Annotated in this window: 17 protein-coding genes; 7 read left to right on the forward strand and 10 right to left on the reverse strand. The window is 72.8% G+C overall.

Features of this window, described 5'->3' with window-relative positions:
* The first annotated feature begins 83 nt into the window (after window positions 1–83).
* The 3 genes from G443_RS08900 (at window position 84) to G443_RS08910 (ending at window position 2,317) form a co-directional block, all read left to right on the forward strand.
* On the forward strand, window positions 84–956 hold the full coding sequence (locus G443_RS08900; RefSeq protein ID WP_026418924.1) for a TIGR04222 domain-containing membrane protein: 873 nt from the start codon (window positions 84–86) through the stop codon (window positions 954–956).
* Window positions 957–1,032: 76 nt separating this feature from the next.
* Window positions 1,033–1,908 carry an MbnB/TglH/ChrH family RiPP precursor modification enzyme gene (locus G443_RS08905; protein WP_245588805.1) on the forward strand — a complete coding sequence of 292 codons (876 nt, stop codon included), beginning with the start codon at window positions 1,033–1,035 and terminating at the stop codon, window positions 1,906–1,908.
* Complete coding sequence (locus G443_RS08910; protein ID WP_081893525.1) at window positions 1,898–2,317, forward strand: SCO6045 C-terminal-like domain-containing protein; 420 nt, start codon at window positions 1,898–1,900, stop codon at window positions 2,315–2,317. Before G443_RS08905 ends, G443_RS08910 begins: the two co-directional genes overlap by 11 nt.
* 193 nt (window positions 2,318–2,510) lie before the next feature.
* On the opposite strand, the gene G443_RS08915 is transcribed toward G443_RS08910, so the two are convergent.
* Genes G443_RS08915 through pgsA form a run of 4 tightly spaced genes read right to left on the reverse strand, consistent with a single transcriptional unit; the run spans window position 2,511 to window position 6,251 of the window.
* Window positions 2,511–3,515 carry an NUDIX hydrolase gene (locus G443_RS08915; protein ID WP_026418926.1) on the reverse strand — a complete coding sequence of 335 codons (1,005 nt, stop codon included), beginning with the start codon at window positions 3,513–3,515 and terminating at the stop codon, window positions 2,511–2,513.
* Window positions 3,512–4,657 carry a glycosyltransferase family 4 protein gene (locus tag G443_RS08920; protein WP_026418927.1) on the reverse strand — a complete coding sequence of 382 codons (1,146 nt, stop codon included), beginning with the start codon at window positions 4,655–4,657 and terminating at the stop codon, window positions 3,512–3,514. The genes G443_RS08915 and G443_RS08920 overlap by 4 nt, the downstream gene beginning before the upstream one ends.
* Window positions 4,654–5,643: a phosphatidylinositol mannoside acyltransferase gene (locus tag G443_RS08925; RefSeq protein ID WP_245588806.1), complete on the reverse strand. Its 990-nt coding sequence runs from the start codon at window positions 5,641–5,643 to the stop codon at window positions 4,654–4,656. The genes G443_RS08920 and G443_RS08925 overlap by 4 nt, the downstream gene beginning before the upstream one ends.
* Window positions 5,640–6,251: a phosphatidylinositol phosphate synthase gene (gene pgsA, locus G443_RS08930; protein ID WP_026418928.1), complete on the reverse strand. Its 612-nt coding sequence runs from the start codon at window positions 6,249–6,251 to the stop codon at window positions 5,640–5,642. The genes G443_RS08925 and pgsA overlap by 4 nt, the downstream gene beginning before the upstream one ends.
* Before the next feature lie 314 nt (window positions 6,252–6,565).
* Here pgsA and G443_RS08935 point away from each other — a divergent pair, with 314 nt between their 5' ends.
* On the forward strand, window positions 6,566–7,699 hold the full coding sequence (locus tag G443_RS08935) for a glutathione-independent formaldehyde dehydrogenase (protein WP_026418929.1): 1,134 nt from the start codon (window positions 6,566–6,568) through the stop codon (window positions 7,697–7,699).
* A 16-nt stretch (window positions 7,700–7,715) separates the two neighbouring features.
* Here G443_RS08935 and G443_RS08940 read toward each other — a convergent pair whose 3' ends face one another.
* Together G443_RS08940 and thrS are read right to left on the reverse strand one after the other, a co-directional pair.
* The gene (locus G443_RS08940) at window positions 7,716–8,261 is read right to left on the reverse strand and encodes an HIT family protein (protein ID WP_026418930.1); all 546 of its coding nucleotides are present in this window, start codon (window positions 8,259–8,261) and stop codon (window positions 7,716–7,718) included.
* Window positions 8,258–10,324 carry a threonine--tRNA ligase gene (gene thrS / locus G443_RS08945; protein ID WP_026418931.1) on the reverse strand — a complete coding sequence of 689 codons (2,067 nt, stop codon included), beginning with the start codon at window positions 10,322–10,324 and terminating at the stop codon, window positions 8,258–8,260. Before thrS ends, G443_RS08940 begins: the two co-directional genes overlap by 4 nt.
* Window positions 10,325–10,623: 299 nt before the next feature.
* Between thrS and G443_RS08950 the strand changes: the two genes are divergently transcribed.
* Window positions 10,624–11,208, forward strand: a complete 585-nt coding sequence (locus G443_RS08950; RefSeq protein WP_026418932.1) for a hypothetical protein — start codon at window positions 10,624–10,626, stop codon at window positions 11,206–11,208.
* A gap of 27 nt (window positions 11,209–11,235) precedes the next feature.
* Window positions 11,236–11,892, forward strand: coding sequence for an RES family NAD+ phosphorylase (locus G443_RS08955; protein WP_026418933.1), 657 nt, complete (start codon window positions 11,236–11,238; stop codon window positions 11,890–11,892).
* Between the two features lie 115 nt (window positions 11,893–12,007).
* Here G443_RS08955 and G443_RS08960 read toward each other — a convergent pair whose 3' ends face one another.
* From G443_RS08960 to G443_RS08975, 4 genes are all read right to left on the reverse strand, one after another.
* On the reverse strand, window positions 12,008–12,595 hold the full coding sequence (locus G443_RS08960; protein WP_245588807.1) for a GNAT family N-acetyltransferase: 588 nt from the start codon (window positions 12,593–12,595) through the stop codon (window positions 12,008–12,010).
* Window positions 12,596–12,638: 43 nt separating this feature from the next.
* On the reverse strand, window positions 12,639–14,624 hold the full coding sequence (locus tag G443_RS08965; protein ID WP_026418934.1) for a S9 family peptidase: 1,986 nt from the start codon (window positions 14,622–14,624) through the stop codon (window positions 12,639–12,641).
* A 75-nt stretch (window positions 14,625–14,699) separates the two neighbouring features.
* A complete protein-coding gene (locus G443_RS08970) occupies window positions 14,700–15,821 on the reverse strand; it encodes a TerC family protein (RefSeq protein ID WP_026418935.1) in 1,122 nt (373 codons plus the stop codon).
* 411 nt (window positions 15,822–16,232) lie between these two features.
* A complete protein-coding gene (locus tag G443_RS08975) occupies window positions 16,233–17,141 on the reverse strand; it encodes an SDR family oxidoreductase (protein ID WP_026418936.1) in 909 nt (302 codons plus the stop codon).
* 50 nt (window positions 17,142–17,191) lie between these two features.
* On the opposite strand from G443_RS08975, the gene G443_RS08980 reads away from it, so the two are divergent.
* Complete coding sequence (locus G443_RS08980; protein ID WP_026418937.1) at window positions 17,192–17,755, forward strand: TetR family transcriptional regulator; 564 nt, start codon at window positions 17,192–17,194, stop codon at window positions 17,753–17,755.
* Window positions 17,756–18,050: the final 295 nt, after the last annotated feature.

Below are 18,050 nucleotides of genomic sequence, written 5' to 3' on the forward strand. Positions count from 1 at the left end.
CCGCTCCCCCCGTCCGATCGGGCACCTACCATCACATCGGGCGCCCCACGGTCGAGTGGGCGGTGCGCCGTCGGGGGAAGACCATGACTCAGACCTGGGGCATCAGCGGGCCGGCGTTCCTGGCCCTGTACGCGGTCCTCCTCCTGTTCGGGCTGCTGCTGGGCCTGGCGATCCCCCGCTGGAGCCGGAGGACGGCGGCGGTGGGGCCGCCGCCCGAGGTGGACGCGCACCGCCTCGCCTACCTGGCCGGCGGCGCGAGGCGCCTCACCGACACGGTCACCGCCGGACTCATCGCCGACGGCGTGTGGCGCGTGTCCCGGGGCGGGCGGCTGCACGCCACCGGCGCGACACCCACCCACCGGCTGCACCTCGCCGCCGTCGAGGTGTCGACGGGCTCGGGCCGCGAACGGCGGCGGCTCAGCCCGGTGGCCCTGATGGGCACCGTCGCCGCACGGGAACTGCTCACCGACCTCAGGGACCGGGGGTTGGTGGTGCCCTCCGGGCGGCACGCCCTGCGCCTGCTGGCGATGGTCCCGCTGGACCTGGCCCTGGTCCTCGGCGTCCTCCGCCTCGTGACCGGCGTCAACGCGGGCCGCCCCGTCGGCTTCCTCATCGGGCTGGTCGTCGTGAACCTGGCGCTGGTCGCGCTCGTGCTCCTCCGAGCACTCCGGGCGCCGGACCGCACCCCGTTGGGGGAGGCCGTCGTCGCCGAAGCACGTGGCCGGTTCCCGGGCGGCACGCCGACGACCTCCGCCCGGAGCCGTAGCGGGTCGGCCGCCGGGCCGGCCGCCCTGACCTCGGTGGCGCTGCTCGGCTTCGCCGGCCACCCGGATCCGGAGGTGCGCGACGCGTTGCACACCGCGAGTACCTCCTCCGGTGGCGGCGGAGGGAGCTCGCACTCCTGCGGCGGCGGCGGTGACAGTGGCGGCGGCGGTGGTGGTGGCTGCGGCGGGTGAGCGCCATCTCGGCCCTGGGCAGAAGACCCGGTGACCTGCCCGGAGGCGGTGGGACGATCACCCTGGAGGAGGACACGTGAGGACGTCACCCAACACGCCGGAGGAGCCGGCCCCCCGGATCGGCATCGGATGGCGCCCGGAGATCGACCTGACCGTCGAACGACTCCCGGGCGTGGACTTCGTCGAGGTCGTCGCCGAGAACCTCAGCCCCACCGAACTCCCGGAGTCCATCGAGGTCCTGCGCCGCCGGGGCACCCCGGTCATCCCGCACGCGGTCACGCTGTCACTCGCCGGGGCCGAACCCGTCGATCCGCGGCGGGTCCGGCACCTCGCCGAGCTGGGCGAGGCGCTGGACGCCCCCGTGGTCAGCGACCACATCGCCTTCGTCAGGGCCGGCGGCCTCGACGTCGGCCACCTGCTCCCGCCGCCCAGGACGAGGGACGCGCTGGACGTCCTGGTCAGCAACGTCAACGCGGTCCAACGCGACCTCCCCCGACCGCTGGCCCTCGAGAACATCGCCGCCCTCCTCGACTGGCCAGAACGGGAACTCAGCGAGGAGCACTTCCTGACCGAACTCGTCGAACGCACCGACTGCCTGCTGCTGGTCGACCTGGCCAACCTCCACGCCAACGCGCACAACATCGGAACGACCCCCTCGACGTTCCTGGACACCCTGCCCTGGGAACGCCTCGCCTACGCGCACGTCGCCGGCGGGGTGTGGCGGGACGGCCTGTACCACGACACCCACGCCCACCCGGTGCCCCGCGAGGTGCTCACCCTGGTCCGGGAGCTGGCCGCACGCGCACCCGCGCCACCCTGGGTGATGGTGGAACGCGACGACGCCTACCCCACCGACGCGGAGTTGGCCGACGAACTCGCCGGGATCCGGGCCGCCGCCCTCGCCGGCACCGCCACCCGGTCCCCCGCACGACGGGCCGACGATGACCGCTGACCCCGGGCAGCGGCGCGAAGCCGGGCGGGCGCTCCCCTCCGACCCGCCCACCCCGGAGGAACCGCTGACGGCACGGCGCGCCGAGCTCGCCGCCCGGCAACGGGCGCTGGTGGCGGCGCTGCTCGGCACCGGTCCCGTGCCACCGGGGTTCCCGCCGGACCGGATCGCGGCGCAGGCGAGGGCGCTGGTCGCCAAACGCACGCGGGTCGCGGGCCGTCTCCGCCCCGACCTGGTCGCGGCCCTGGGGGATGCCTTCGCCGACCTGTTCGCCCGTTACGCCGAGGACCACCCCCGCGAGGTGGGGGTCGGCGCCCGCGAGGACACCCGGAGGTTCCACCGCTGGCTCGTCCGCGAGGGCGCCGTGCCCAGGAGGTGGACGCTCTCCCGGCTCCTCCGCCGACATCGCTGACCCGCCGCCAGGCGTGACCGAGCAGCGGACGAGGGGCCCGGGCCTCCCACCTCACCGGCGCCGTCGGCGGAGTCCGCACGACCGGGCCGCCGCGACCCCCGTCGGCGACACGCCGGTCGCCCGCGACAGCGGCCCCCGAACCGGTGCGCCAGCACGGCCGCCAGGGCACGCCGGGACGCCGACGCCGCGGGTGTCAGTGGACGGTCCGGGTCCGGCCGTCCCACTCCCCGGCGAGCACCTCCGGCAACATCTCGGCGAGCCGCACCGGGTAGACCGTCACGTCGGAGGCGGCCAGCTCGTCCAGGTCCCACCACCGGTGCCGCAGGACCGTCCGCCGTTCCAGGTCCGAGAACCCGGAGGTGTCCGGGGCGAGCTGGTCGGCGATCCGCAGGAGGAAGTACCACTCCTCGGTCTCCGTCTCCTGCTCGTCGAAGCTGTAGACGGCGTACCGCCGCCACACCGGTCCGACCAGCGCCGCCGGGGCGACGGCGAGCCCGGTCTCCTCGGTCAGTTCCCGCGCGGCGGCCGTCCGGGGGTTCTCACCGTCCTCCACGCCGCCACCGACGGTGTACCAGAACGGCGCGGTCGGCCGGACCGGGTCGATCCCCTCGAAGAGCAGCAGCCGGTCGTCGGGGTCCACGAGCAGCACGCGGGCGGCCGGGCGCAACCGCAGGCTCGCCGTGCCGGCGGCGTCCATCCCGCCCTCGGGCTCGGCGATCTCGAAGTAGGTCGGCGGTGGGGCGCCACCCGCCAACCGCAACCACCGCACGGCCCGGTGCCGGCGCAACGCCAGCGTGTCGCGCACCGCGTCGTTGTGCACCCGCCTGGCCAGGATCACCCGCAGCTCGGCCTCCTCGAGCTCGGCGCGCAGCCCCGGGGACAGCGCGACCCGGTCCCACTCGGCCAGCAACCGCCCGACCGCGTTCTCCTCGTCCTCCCGCCGGTCGCGGTCGGCCGTCTCCGCCCGGTCGGCCGCGGTGCGCAGCCGGGTCGCCAACGCCTGGTCCGGGCACACCTCCGCCACGGCCCTGGCCACCACGGACCGGCGCGCCAGGGCCGAGTCCACTGCGGCCCACGCCGCGTCGGTGCGGACGTGCAGCCGGTTCAGCCGGTTCGCGACCAGCACCGACCACCCACCGAGCACCACCAACGACACCAGCAGCACCAGCGCCAGGGTGAGCAGCGTGGTCACCGTCATCCGGCCCGCTCCCCGTCCGCCTCGGCGACGCGCCGGGGGTCCGCGGCCATCGCGGTCTCGTAGACCCGCATCACCTGCCTGGCGACGACCGGCCAGTCGAAGGTCTCCACCTGCCGTCGCCCCTGGGCGGCGATCCCCGCCCGGTGGTCGTCGTCGTCGAGCAACCCGGCCAGCTCCCCGGCCAACGCGCCGGCGTCACCCACCGCGTGCAGCACCCCCGCACCGCCACCCGCGAGGACCCGGCGGAACGCGTCCAGGTCACTGGCGAGCACCGCCGCGCCGGCGGCCATCGCCTCGGTCAGGATGATGCCGAAGCTCTCCCCCCCGGTGTTGGGCGCGCAGTAGACGTCGACGCTGCGCAGAGCCCGGGCCTTGGTCTCGTCGTCGACCTGGCCGAGCAGGTCGATCCGGGAGGCGAGCACCGGCCCGGCCGCCCGGAGCAGTTCCTCGCCGTCCCCCCGGCCCACGACCAGCAGCCGCAGGTCCGGCCGGTCGGGTGCGATGCGGCGCAACGCGTCGAGCAGGATCGGCATCCCCTTGCGGGGCTCGTCGAAGCGCCCCACGAAACCGACCGTCCCCCCGGCTCGTGGATAGCCGGCCAACGGGGCCGCCTCGGAGAAGAACCCGACGTCCACCCCGTTCGGGATGAGCACCGCGTCCCCACCGAGGTGCTGGACCTGCACCCGCCGCGCCAGGTCGGACACGGCGATGCGGGCGGTGATCTTCTCCAGGAACGGCCGCAGCACACCCTGGAACGCCGTGAGCGCCCGCGACCGGGGCGTGGAGGTGTGGAAGGTCGCGACGATGGGCCCGTCGGCCACCATCAGCGCCAGCAGCGCGAGGCTCGGCGCCACCGGCTCGTGCAGGTGCAGCACGTCGAACTCGTGTTCCCGCACCCAGCGCCGCACCCGGGCGAAGGACCTCGGCCCGAACGACAGCCTGGCCACCGAACCGTTGTAGGGGATGGCCAGCGACCGACCGGCGGAGGTGACGAACTCGGGGAGTTCTGCGTCCTCGGCCGCCGGGGCCAGCACGTCGACCTCGTGCCCCAGGCCGCGCAGCGTCGCGGCGAGGTCCGCGACGTGGGCCTGCACCCCGCCGGGCACCTCCAGCGAGTACGGGCAGACGAGTCCCACCCTCACGGTCGCGGCTCCTTCACGGTCTCCCGACCGGTGCGCGGCGCCACCCGCGCGTCCCCCGGCTCCGCCCGCCGGCCGCGTGCCCGCAGGTCGGACAGCCACAGGGGCTGGAGCATGTGCCAGTCCTCGGGATGGCGGCCGATCTCCTCGGCGAACGCGTCCGCCACCGCTTGGGTCGCCCCGGCCACCCCGGCCGCGCCGCCCGCCGCCGCCACCGGCCGCGCGAACCGCAACCCCCAACCAGACGGGGTGAACCAGGTGGTCGCGGGCAGGAGGGTGGCCCCGGTGCGGGCCGCGAGCCAGGCCGGCCCGGCCGGCATCCTGGTCCGCTCCCCGAAGAAGTCGACCGGCACGCCCCCACTGCTGAGGTCCCGGTCGGCCACCAGGCACACGAGCCCGCCCGCACGGAGCCGCTCCAGCATGGTCATCATCGTGCGACGCCCACCATCGGCCGGCAGGATCTCGAACCCGAGCGACTCCCGGTAGGCGACGAACCGCTCGTACACGGATTCGGGGCGCAGCCGCTCGACGACCGTGGTCAGGCCCCCGTAGCGGTGGGCGGCCCACAGGCCAGCCATGTCCCAGTTCCCGCTGTGGGGCAGCGCGACGACCACCCCGCGCCCGGCGGACATCGCCTCGTCGAGGGCCGAGGGGTTCTCGATACCCCGGTCGAAGGTCCGGCGGACGGCGGCGTGGTCCACGGCCGGCAACTGGAACGCCTCCCGCCAGTACCGCGCGTAGGAACGCATCGCCGTCCTCACCAGCCGCGCGAGCTCCGCCGGTCCCGCGTCGGGCACCACCCGGCGCAGGTTGCGGGCCAGCTGCCGGACCCCCCGGCCCCGCCGTTCGAAGGCCAGGTCGGCACCGAGGGTGAACAGCCGGTCGGCGAGAGGTGGCGGCACCGTCCGGACGAGCGCCCAGCCGGCCCCGTAGCCCCTGTCGGCCAGGGCGGCCCGCCAGTCGGCCCCCCGCGCGACCGTGTCACTCACGCTGCGTTCTCCTTCGCGGATCGGTACACGGCGACCAGCCGCTGCACCACCGTAATCACCGAGAGCACCGCGAGGAGCCACAATGACGCGGGCAGCACGTAGGGAACGCCAAGACCGTGCAGTCCGACACCGACGAGTCCGAAGGTCAACCGTTCGGCGCGCTCCACCAACCCCCCGTCGGCGTTCAGCCCGGACGCCTCGGCCCGCGCCTTGACGTAGGAGATGACCTGCCCGCTGACCAGGGACACCAGGGCCAGCGCCGCGAGCGTCGTGTCCTCGGCGAGGACGAAGCAGTACCAGGTGATCGCGGCGAACAGCGCGCCGTCGGCGATCCGGTCGCAACAGGAGTCCAGCACCGCGCCGAACCTCGTGCCACCACCGTTGGCCCTGGCCATCGCCCCGTCGAGCAGGTCGAAGAGCACGAACAGCGTCACGACGAAGGCGCCGAGGAAGAGGTGACCGGTCGGGATCAGCCAGAGCGCGCCGACGACGGTGCCGACCGTGCCGAAGACCGTGACCGCGTTGGGTGACAGGCCCCGCCGCACCAACCACGCGCCGACCGGGTCCGTCAGCCGCGACACCGGTGCGCGGGCGAAGATGTTGAGCATCGCAGGAGGTAGTCCAGACCTGTTAGCAGGGAAGACCGTCGCTCCAGCCTAACGAGCCGGCCTCGGCGAGCGATCGGCAGCAGACCTCTCCCTATATAGCAGCACCGGCGCGGGGACGACCACCCATCGAACAGGACGGCCCCGAGGACGAGCGGCACCGGCGCCTCCCACTCCGGTCGAGCCCGGGCCAGGAGGCATGCGTTCCGTGACGGCGGGCACCCTACGAGGAGGACACGCGCACACGACGGCCCGCCCACCCGTCCCGCCGACCGCGGGACACCAGCGGGTCGTCACCGAGGGACCGGGAGGTCAAGGTGAAGGCACTGGTGTACGAGGGACCCCGGCAGGTGAAGGTCGCCGACGTCCCCGACGCGCGGGTGGAACGGCCCACCGACGTGCTGGTGCGCATCACCAGCACCAACATCTGCGGCTCCGACCTGCACATGTACGAGGGCCGCACCGACCTGGAGACCGGCCGGGTGCTCGGGCACGAGAACCTCGGTGAGGTGGTGGAGGTCGGAGCCGGTGTGGACCGGGTCCAGGTCGGCGACCGCGTCTGCCTGCCGTTCAACATCGGCTGCGGCTTCTGCGCCAACTGCGAGCACGGCCGGACCGCGTACTGCCTGACGGTCAACCCCGGTGCCGCGGGCGGCGTCTACGGCTACGCCGGGATGGGGCCCTACCAGGGCGGCCAGGCCGAGTACCTGCGGGTCCCCTTCGGCGACTTCAACTGCCTGGTGCTCCCCCCGGACGCGGAGGAGAAGGAAGCCGACTACGCCATGCTCTCCGACATCTTCCCCACCGGCTACCACGCCACCGAGCTGGCGGACGTCTCCGTCGGCGAGTCGGTGGTGGTGTTCGGGGCGGGCCCGGTCGGCCTGATGGCCGCCTACTCCGCGCTGCTGCGGGGCGCGTCGAAGGTCATGGTCGTGGACCGCCACCCGGACCGCCTCCAGCTCGCCGCCGACATCGGCGCCATCCCGGTGGACGACTCCCGAGGTCCCGCCGTGGAGCAGGTCCTCGACCTGACCGGCGGCACCGGAGCGGACAAGGGGTGCGAGTGCGTCGGGTACCAGGCCCACGACCCCGACGGCCGGGAGGAACCCGCCTCCACCCTGAACGACCTCGTCGGATCCGTCCGCGCCACCGGGGCGATCGGCGTGGTCGGGCTGTTCCTCCCCCAGGACCCGGGTGGACCCGACCAGCTGAGCAGGGAGGGCAAGGCCGTCTTCGACCTCGGCGAGTTCTGGTTCAAGGGACAGCGGATCGGCACCGGGCAGGCCAACGTGAAGGCCTACAACCGCCGGCTGCGCGCCCTGATCCACGAGGGCCGGGCGAAGCCGTCGTTCCTGGTGTCCCACGAACTACCGCTCCAGCGCGGACCGGAGGCCTACGAGCACTTCGACCGGCGCGACGAAGGGTGGACGAAGGTCATCCTCCGCCCCTGAGGACGCTGCCCCGGGGTCAGGCCGTGCGCCGCCAGGCCTCCGCCAACAGCGACCGGGTCTCACCGAGCAGTTGGGGGAGCACCTTGGTGTGCCCCACCACCGGCATGAAGTTGGCGTCCCCTCCCCACCGGGGAACGACGTGCTGGTGCAGGTGGGCCGCGATGCCGGCACCGGCGACCGCCCCCTGGTTCATGCCCAGGTTGAACCCGTGGGGCGCCGAGGCCGCCCGCACCACCCGCATCGCCCGCTGGGTGAACTCCGCGAACTCGACCGTCTCCGCCGAGTCCAGGTCCGTGTAGTCCGGGATGTGCCGGTAGGGCAACACCATCAGGTGCCCGGGGTTGTACGGGTACAGGTTGAGCACGGCGAACACGGTGCGCCCCCGCGCGATGACCAGGCCGTCCTCGTCGGCCAGGCCGAGCACCCGGCAGAAAGGGCACCCGGCCTCGTCATCACCACCGGGTTTGTCCGCGCCCCGGATGTAGCTCATCCGGTGCGGCGTCCACAGCCGCTGGAGCGGGTCGGGGACCCCGACGCCCCGCTGCTCCTCGAACTCGGTCATCCAGCCGCCCCCGCCGGCTCGAAGGTCTCGGCCGTCGGGGAGCTGTTCTCCCGGCGCCCGATCCAGTCGGCGATGGCGGCGACGGCGGTCGCCACCGGCACCCCGTTGAGCTGGCCACCGTCGCGGAACCGGAAGGACACCGCGCCGTTCTCGACGTCGTTCGCTCCCGCCAGCACCATGAACGGCACCTTCTGGGTGGTGTGGTTGCGGATCTTCTTCTGCATCCGGTCGTCGGAGGTGTCCACCTCGACCCGCACGCCCCTGCTCCGCAGCTCCTTGGCCACCCCGAGCAGGTGCTCGACGTGGTCGGAGGCGATCGGGATCCCCACCACCTGCACGGGGGCGAGCCATGCGGGGAAGGCGCCCCCGTAGTGCTCGGTGAGCACCCCGAAGAACCGCTCGATCGACCCGAACAGCGCGCGGTGCACCATCACCGGGCGCTGCCGGGACCCGTCCGGCGCCGTGTACTCCAGGTCGAAGCGGTCGGGCAGCTGCATGTCCACCTGGATCGTCGACATCTGCCAGGTGCGACCCAGGGCGTCGCGGGCCTGCACGGAGATCTTCGGCGCGTAGAACGCCGCGCCGCCCGGGTCGAGGACCAGTTCCAGACCGGAGGCCTCGGCCGCCGCCCGCAAGGCGTCGGTCGCCCGCTCCCAGTCCTCGTCCGAACCGACGTACTTCTCCTCGTTCCTGGTCGACAGCTCGAGGTAGAAGTCGTCCAGCCCGTAGTCGCGCAGCAGGTCGAGCACGAAGGTCAACAACGACCGGATCTCGTCCTGCAGCTGGTCGGGGGTGCAGTAGATGTGCGCGTCGTCCTGCGTCATCCCGCGCACCCGGGTCAGCCCGTGCACCACACCGGACTTCTCGTAGCGGTAGACGGAGCCGAACTCGAAGAGCCGCAGCGGCAGCTCCCGGTAGGAACGCCCGCGCGAGCGGTAGATCAGGTTGTGGAACGGGCAGTTCATCGGCTTGAGGTAGTAGTCCTGCCCCTGCCGGCGCACGACACCGTTCTCGTCCCGCTCCTCGTCGAGGTGCATGGCCGGGAACATGCCGTCCCGGTACCAGCCCAGGTGACCGGAGGTCTCGAACAGCGCGCCCTTGGTGATGTGCGGCGAGTAGACGAACTCGTAGCCGCCCTCCTCGTGCCGCCGGCGCGAGTAGTCCTCCAGTTCCCGGCGCACCAGCCCCCCCTTGGGGTGGAACACCGGCAGACCGGAGCCGACCTCGTCCGGGAAGCTGAACAGGTCCAGCTCGGCACCCAGCCGGCGGTGGTCCCGCCGCTCCGCCTCCGCGAGCAGTTCCAGGTGCCGGTCCAGGGCCTCGGTCGACTCCCACGCGGTCCCGTAGATGCGCTGGAGCTGGGGGTTGCGCTCGTTGCCCCGCCAGTAGGCAGCGGCGACCCTGGTGAGGGTGAACGCGGGGATGTGCCTGGTGGTGGGCACGTGCGGCCCCCGGCACAGGTCCCCCCACACCCGGTCGCCGGTCCGGGGGTCGAGGTTGTCGTAGACGGTGAGCTCGCCGCCGCCGACCTCCATGACCTCGGAGGTGTCGACCTCGCTCTTGAGGTCGACCAGTTCGAGCTTGTAGGGCTCCGAGGCGAGTTCCTCGCGGGCCGCCTCCACCGAGTCCACCACGCGCCGGGAGAACCGCTGGGAGCCCTTGATGATCTGCTTCATGCGCTTCTCCAGCGCGCGCAGGTCCTCGGGGGTGAAGGGCCGCTCCACGTCGAAGTCGTAGTAGAAGCCGTCCTTCACGGGGGGCCCGATCCCGAGCTTGGCCTCCGGGAAGAGTTGCTGCACGGCCTGGGCGAGCACGTGCGCCGCCGAGTGGCGGATGACGGACCTGCCGTCCTCGGTGTCGGCCGCGACCGGCTCCACCTCGGTGTCCTCGGCGGGAGCCCAGGACAGGTCACGCAGCCGACCCTCCGCGTCGCGGACGACCACGACGGCGTCGGGACCCTTGCCGGGGAGACCGGCTTCCCGCACCGCGCTGCCCGCGGTGGTCCCGGCGGCCACCACGACCAGCGGGGTGGGCTCGGGAACGGGGGCCTGCGGTCGGGACACGGTGACTCCTCCATCGCTGCTGCCGGCGGTCGACGACCCCGGCGGACCGGTTGACGCGGCCTGCCGGCCGCCCGGTGCATGCTATCCGCACCGGCGCGAGCGGTGACCTGTCGGTTTGACCATCGCCGGTGCGGGGGCCGGTCCCGGGGGTGAGCGCCCCGGCCCCGCACTGCGCACGGTCACCCGCGCCAGTCGACCGGATGAAACCCGCCGCTCCGCCGGGTGTGTCCAGGCGCGGCTACCCGGCGGCTGTCGGTTCGGCGCGGACGATGAGCCGTATGCGGGATACCCTGAACAGCATGACTCCCGGGTTGGAGGCGGCCCTCGCACGGGCTGGGCTGCGGGTGAACGCGAGCGAGTTCCTCGCCTACGTCGAGGACGCCGCGCGCCGCTTGACGCCCCCGCACCCCGACCCGGGGGCGTTCCTGTCCCCCGACCAGCAGCGGGTGCTCACCGAGGTGGGGCTGGACCTGAGTCCGCAGGACCCGGGGGAACCGGACTACCGAGCGGGCACGGTGGCCGCCGAAGCGGTACTGCTGGACTCCGCGTTGACCCTGACCGAGGCGGCCGACCGGCTGCGCGTCGGGATCGCCGACGTGGAGGCCAGGATCGCGGCCGGCCGGGTCGCCGGGTGGCGCGGGCGCGGGGGGTGGCGGCTGCCCGCCTGGCAGTTCACCGAGATCGGCGTCCTGCCAGGGCTCGCGGAGGTGTTGGACGCGGTGCCCGACGACCAGCCCGACCTGGTGGTGGCCGGGTTCATGATGACCGCGCAGGCCACGCTGCTGGTGGACGGCCACCCGGTCACCCCACGACGATGGCTGCTCACCGGCGGTGCCCCCGAGGCCGTGGCGGAGCTGGCTGCTCTGCTGGGCCGTCCCGTGTGACCGCGCCGAGCTGGAATCGGCGCCAGGATGTCCCGGCTTCCCCAGCCGCCAGAACCAGCGACCCTGCGCGCGCTGCTGCGCAGGTCGGAGGACATCGTCGCGGTGCACCACGCCACCCGGCTGGTGCGCGTCTACACCTCGTCCGGGCGACACCCGCAGACCTGGAACGGCTTCCGGACCACCGGGCCGCTCCCGCACGCCCGCTTCGACTCCCACCCGCTCAGCCCGAACGGCCGTCCCACCGACCACTCGGGTCACGGTGTCCTCTACTTCGCGCTGTCGATCCGGACGTGCGTGGCCGAGGTGTTCCAGTCGTCCTCGGTCGTGGACCGGCGGACGCGCTCCCCTCGGCTCGTCGTGCTGCGGCCGAGCCGAACGCTGAAGTTGCTGGACGTGGCCGGGTTGTGGCCGACCAGGGCGGGCGCGTCCCAGGCCATCAGCAGCGGCCCGAAGGAGGCGACCCAGGCGTGGGCCCGCGCGATCCGGGAGGCCTACGACGACCTGGACGGCCTCTGGTACCGCTCCTCGATGGATGCTGGTAATCCGGCGGTCTGCCTCTGGGACCCGCCGTCGGGCAGCGCCATCCCGGAACACCCCGACCTGCTCATCCCGCTGGACCACCCCGGCCTGGACCTGCCACTGGGCCGGATCTGCCACCAGCTGGACTACACGCTCTCGCACTGAGCCTGCTCCGCGCGGCCCCCACCTGGTCGCCCTCCCGGCGTGCGCGCACCGCGCCCAGGTCGGGAGGACGGGCCCCGCCGGTGCCGGCGGGCCGGGCTCGGGTCGGGACGACGGGTCAGCCGGCGGCCGGCAGGGGGTGGTGCCGATCCCCCAGCCAGGTGAGGCGGGTGGCGCGCCCGTACCGGATCTCGGTGACGGGGCGGCCACCGATCGCCGCCTCGATCTCCGCGCCCTCCGGCCGCCAACCGTGACGTTCGGAGAAACGCGCGCCCTCCTCGTTGCCGGCGAGGACCCACGACACGACGTGCTCGAAGCCCCGCGCGTGCAGGTAGTTCACGGCGGCCTCGTGGACGGCGTGCCCGGCGCCGGTACCCGCCACCTCGGGGTCGGCGTACATCGCGACCAGTTCCGCGGTCAGCAGGCCGGGCCGGGCGTCACGTTCGCACCGGACCGGGGCGACCCCGCAGTAGGCGCCGACCCGGCCCTGCCGATCCACCGCGACGAACACCCTGCCCGGCTCGGGGACGGCGAGCCAACGTTCCCAGCCCGGGACCCTGGTGTCCTGGGACATGGCGTCCAGGAAGTCGTCGGGCAGCAGGCCCCGGTAGGACCGCCGCCACGCCGAGACGTTGATTCTGGCCAGGTCGGACGCGTCGTCGGGAGTGGCTCGGCGAACGGTCCAACGCACTGCGCGCTCAGTCATGGATTCAGCATCACCCACCGCGCGGTGGAGCGGCGAAGGGTTTTCAGCCCGTCCCACCAGGGGTCACCGGCAGCCAGCGGCCCCACCAGTCGAGGACGGCCTCGAACCGCTGGACGCGATGCCTGGGCCGGCCGGACCTGCTCAGTTCGTGCCCCTCCCCGGGGAAGAGCAGGAACTCCGTCTCGGTGCCCTGGGCCAGCAGGGTCACGAACATGCGCTGCGCCTGTTCGAGCGGGCACCGCCAGTCCTGCTCGGAGTGCACGACCGCGAAGGGCATCGTGATCCGGTCCGCGTGGTGGAGCGGGCTCTTCTCCCGCCAGACCACCGGGTCGGTACCGATGTAGCCGTGGGTGAACATCCAGCCGATGTCCGAGGAGCCGTGGAAGGAGTCCCAGGCGTTCACGGCCCGCTCGCTCCAGGCCGCGGTGAAACGCTCACCGTGGTGGGCGGCCAGCCAGCCCGTCATGAAGCCGCCGTAGGAACCGCCCATCACCCCCACCCGCCGCTCGTCGAGCTCGGGGCGCGCCAGGGCCAGGTCGAGCAGGCCGAGCAGGTCGACGGCGTCAACCGTGCCCATCGCGCCGACCACCGCCCGTCCGTGGCTCTCGCCGTACCCGGCCGAGCCCCGGGGGTTGGGGAGCACCACGGCGTAGCCGGCGGAGGCGTACACCTGCGCCTCGTCGAAGAAGCCCCAGGTGTAGTGCTGGAAGGGACCGCCGTGGATGACGAGCAGCACGGGGTGGGGGCCGGGGCCCTCCGGCAGGACGAGCCACCCGTGCAGCGGGTAGCCGTCCTCGCCCGTGCCCCGCAGTTCCTCCACCGCGGCCAGGCCGCTCTCCCCGATCCCGGCGCCGAGGTCGGTGAGCACCCGCTGGGGTTCGGGGGCGTCCTCGGTCAGCCGCAGGACCGCGACCTCCCCTGGTCGCTCCGTGGTGGACACCACGGCGGCGACCAGCCCGGACGCGGGGCAGTGGTCGAAGTCGGTGACCACCTGCTCGGCGTCGCCGACCAGCCGCAGACCCTCCAGGGGGGTGGGGGCGGGGTCCGGGGGCACGAGGCGCAGCTGGACGGAGCCCTGGACGCGCACCGCGACCAGCAGGCCCTCCGAGGTCGGCACGGCGGGACGGAGGCCCTGCACGTCGACGGTCTCGCGGTCGGTGAGCCGGGTGGGGGCGCTGACCTCGCCGGCGGCCGGGAGTTCGGCGTGCCAGAGGCCCGTGTTCCTGGCGACCGAGTCGAAACCCTGGAACTCGGTGCCGTAGTAGTGGACGCCACCGTCCTCGCCGACCACGGGCAGGTGGACGTTGCCCTTGCTCCGAACGGCGAGCTGAGGTTCGCCGCCCTCGGCCGGGACGAGGTAGAGGTCGTGGTGCAGGGTGTCGCGCGCGTTCAGGTCGCGCTGCGCGGCGAAGACCAGCCGCCGGCCGTCCGGCGTCCACGCCGGGTCCCGCACGTCGAAGGAGTCGCCACCGGCGACCTCCCGCGCCTCGGCGGCGCGGTCCTCGACGTCGACGGTGAAGAGGCGGTGCCGCCGGTCCAGCACGAACCCGACGTTGTCGAGGCGGTACTGGAAGGTCGTGATCCGGCGGGGCGCCTCCTCGTCGGGCGCGACGTCCTCGTCGGTGCCGTACCGGCCGGGTTCGGGGACGCGGGCGGTGAAGGCGAGCCGGGTCGAGTCGGGGCTCCAGACCGGTGCTCCGGCGCCGAGGGGGGCCTGGGTGAGCCGTCGGGGCTCACCACCCCCGACGGGCATCACGTACAGCTGCGGCGCCTTCTCCCAGCCGCGCGTCGAGGGGTCTCCTGACCGCAGGAAGGCGATCCACCGCCCGTCCGGCGAGATGCTCGCGGCCTGGTCGCGTTCCGACTCGGTCCACGGGGTGAGCGGCCCGCCGTCGAGGGGGAGCCGGTGCAGGCCGCCGAGGTAGGAGTTCTCCTCCCGGTCGGGGCGCACGGTGGCGACGATCAGCAGGTCCTCGCGCAGGGTCACCCCGCGCGCGGAGCGCAGTCGGTAGAGGTCGTCTGGACGCACATGCGGCAACCTACCGGATGCTTAGCAAGACTTACTAAGGGTTCCGGGGACTTGCGGCGGGGACGCGACCAGCGGTCAGCGCCGATCGCCGCCCCCCTCCTCCGAACGACCGGGGCGGCCGGCGCCGCTCGCGCCGCCGTCCTCGACGTCCTCGGTCGGGGTAGCGGCGGGCGCGGTGCCCTCGCCGTCCGCCTCCGGAGCGGACGGCGGCTTCTCCACGTGCTTGATGGCGCTCGGGTCGCGACGCACCTTGATCAGGCTCGCCACCGTGGTGACGACCAGGACGATGCCGATGACCGTGAGCGAGACCCCGATGCCCACCTCGGGGACCGGGACGCCCTCACCGCCGTTGATGAAGGGCAGGTTGTTCTCGTGCAGGGCGTGCAGCACCAGCTTCACGCCGATGAAGCCCAGGATGACCGAGAGACCGATCGAGAGGTAGACGAGGCGGTTCAGCAGGCCACCGATGAGGAAGTAGAGCTGCCGCAACCCCATCAGTGCGAAGGCGTTGGCGGTGAAGACGAGGTAGGGCTCCTGGGTCAGCCCGAAGATCGCGGGGATCGAGTCCAGCGCGAAGAGCAGGTCGGCGCTGCCGATGGCGATCATCACGACGAACATCGGCGTGACCCACCGCTTGCCGTCGATCCGCACGAAGCTCTTCGACCCGTGGTACTTCTCGGTGACCGGCAGGAACCTCCGCACCGCCCGCAGGGCCGCGTTGTCGCCGCTGAAGCTGTCGTCGTCGCCGGACTTGACCAGCTTCCACGCGGTGTAGATGAGGAAGATGCCGAAGAGGTAGAAGACCGCGGCGAAGCGGTCGATCACGACGGCACCGGCCGCGATGAAACCGCCGCGCATGATCAACGCCATCACGATGCCGATCAGCAGCACCCGGTGCTGGTGGATGGCGGGCACCGCGAAGCTGGACATGATGATGACGAACACGAACAGGTTGTCGACGCTGAGGGCCTTCTCGGTCACGTACCCCGCGAAGAACTCCCCGGCGAAGGTGCTGCCCGAGAAGTACCAGATGCCGACGCCGAACACGATCGCCGCGACCACGTAGACGGCCGACCAGATCGCGGCCTCCTTGATGGAGACCTCGTGCGGCTTGCGGTCGACGATGAGGAGGTCGAGGAGCACGACCAGGACGAGGGCCGCGATGGTGACGAACCACAACCAGTGGGGGATGTCCATAGAACTTCGTTCCTCCGGTGCGCAGGCACAGCTGACCACCGGAGGTCTCTTCCACCGACCGTGGGCCGGTCGACGGCACCGGGCGTCGAGCGCCGTGATGACGATGCCGCCGCGAAGGAATACTCCCCTCCACGTACGAGCGCCATTGTTCACCATGTGCGGCCCCCACCAACAGCCAGGGGTCCGGGAGATCATGGTCACACCACCCCTGACCCCCCGCCAGCCGGGAACCGATGACCTCGGCGAGGGCGGCGGTGGAGCGACCCCCCACGGGGTCGAGGAGACCCCTCCTGCCCCGGCGACCGCGCCGCGCTCCCGTTCCGGGGTGCGACGACCGGGTTACCGGGGCCAACGCGCTCGGCGCCCCAGGGGCTGGCGCCAGCCACTCCCCTGGGACAGCCTCGTCGCCGGTCAGCGGTATCCGGTGGTGTCGGCGGGCTTCCCGGCGTCCTGGACCTCGACGACGTACCGCCACGCATCGGGGCGCGAACCGTCCAGGTCGGTGAATCCGTACTCCTGGGCGAGACCCCCGCTGGACAGCGACCGGCCGTTCCACCGGGCGAGGTCGGGGTCCGCCGCGAGAGCCGCCACGGCACGTCCCACGAACCGAGGGGTCTCGGAGATCGCGAAGTGTGGTTCCCGGGGGAGCGCGTCGCGCCAGTTCTCCTCCCGCACCCCGTAGTGGTCGAGCATCATCTCCGACCTCATCCAGCCCGGTGTCAGGGACACCGCCGTCGCCTCGTGCTTGACCAGGTCCCGCGCGTGCGCCCACGCCATGCGGTTCACCGCGACCTTCGCGAGGTCGTAGAAGGGCGAGACGCGGTAGTTCCGCTCGTTGTACTCGACGGTCCCGTCCGTGACCTCGACGAGCAGACCGCCCGGCCGTTCGATCAGCAGGGGGAGGGCGTGGTGCGCGGTGATGAGGTGGGTGTCGACCGCCAGCCGGAGCAGCCGCAGGCCGTTGTCGAGATCGTGCTCCCACACCGGCGTGTCCCACCCGAAGAGGAGCTCGCCACCCCAGATGTCGTTGACGAGGACGTCGAGGCGCCCCTGTTCCTCGCGGATGCGGTCCACCAGCGCCCGCACCTCCTCCGGCACGAGGTGGTCGACGGCGACCGGAACACCGACCCCGCCCGCGCGCTCGACCAGCTCGGCGGTCTCCTCGATCGTCTCGGGCCGCCCGTACTCGGAGGCACGATCCCTGGTGGTGCGGCCGGTGACGTACACCGTGGCTCCCGCCGCCCCGAGCTCGACGGCGATGCCCCGCCCCGCGCCCCGCGTCGCTCCCGCGACCAACGCGACCCTTCCTCGCAGGCTCATGCCCAACCTCCCCAGCCATACATAACCGATCGATCGTTTATATTCATAGCATGGCACGCACCAAGACCCGGACCGACGAGGAGGTCCTGGACACCGCCCTCTCCCTGATCGGGGACATCGGAGTCGGGAACCTGACCTTCGCCGCGCTCGCCACCCGGTCCGGTCTCTCCTCGGCGACGCTGGTCCAGCGCTTCACGAACAAGGCCACGCTGATCCAGCGCGCCCTCCTCCAGGGCTGGGAGAAGCTCGACGCCACCACGCGGTCCCTCGCGGCGAGCACCCCCCTGACCCCCCGGGGAGCGGTCGAACTGCTGGTGGGCCTGTCAGGGCAGTACGCCGACGCCGAGGCTTACGCGAACGGGCTGCTGATCCTGCGCGAGGACCTCCGCGACCCCCTCCTGCGCCGCCGAGGGACCGCGTGGGAGGCCGAACTGACCGCCTTGCTCGACGCGCGGCTCTCGACGGCCCCCGGAACCCCGACCGGAGCCGGTCACGCACTCGCCACCTACTGGCAGGGCTCACTGACCTGGTGGGCCTTCCAGGCGGACACCCCGCTCGAGGAGTACCTGACCGACCGGCTCAGCCAGTTCCTCGCCCTGGTCAACCGTCCCTAGACCGGCACCTCGCACCGGGGTCCACGCCCACCGTCCCCGGGACGACACGCACGCGCGGTCACGCCCACCGTCCCCGGTGGACGCCCGATCCTCGGCCGCACCGGACCCGCGACGTGATCCACACCTCCTCGGGCGGGAGTCGGGCGGCTCCTCGAGCCCACCACCGCCCACCACGCGACGCACCACGCCACATGCCCCACCACCAGGCACGACGGCCGTCCACGCTGGATTCCGCACCTGACGAGCACTGTCCGGAATGTCCCCGAAAGTGTGACCCCTGACATGGCCGGTCCCG

This window comes from Actinoalloteichus caeruleus DSM 43889, assembly GCF_000429185.2.
In the GTDB taxonomy this organism is placed as follows: Bacteria; Actinomycetota; Actinomycetes; order Mycobacteriales; family Pseudonocardiaceae; genus Actinoalloteichus_B; species Actinoalloteichus_B caeruleus.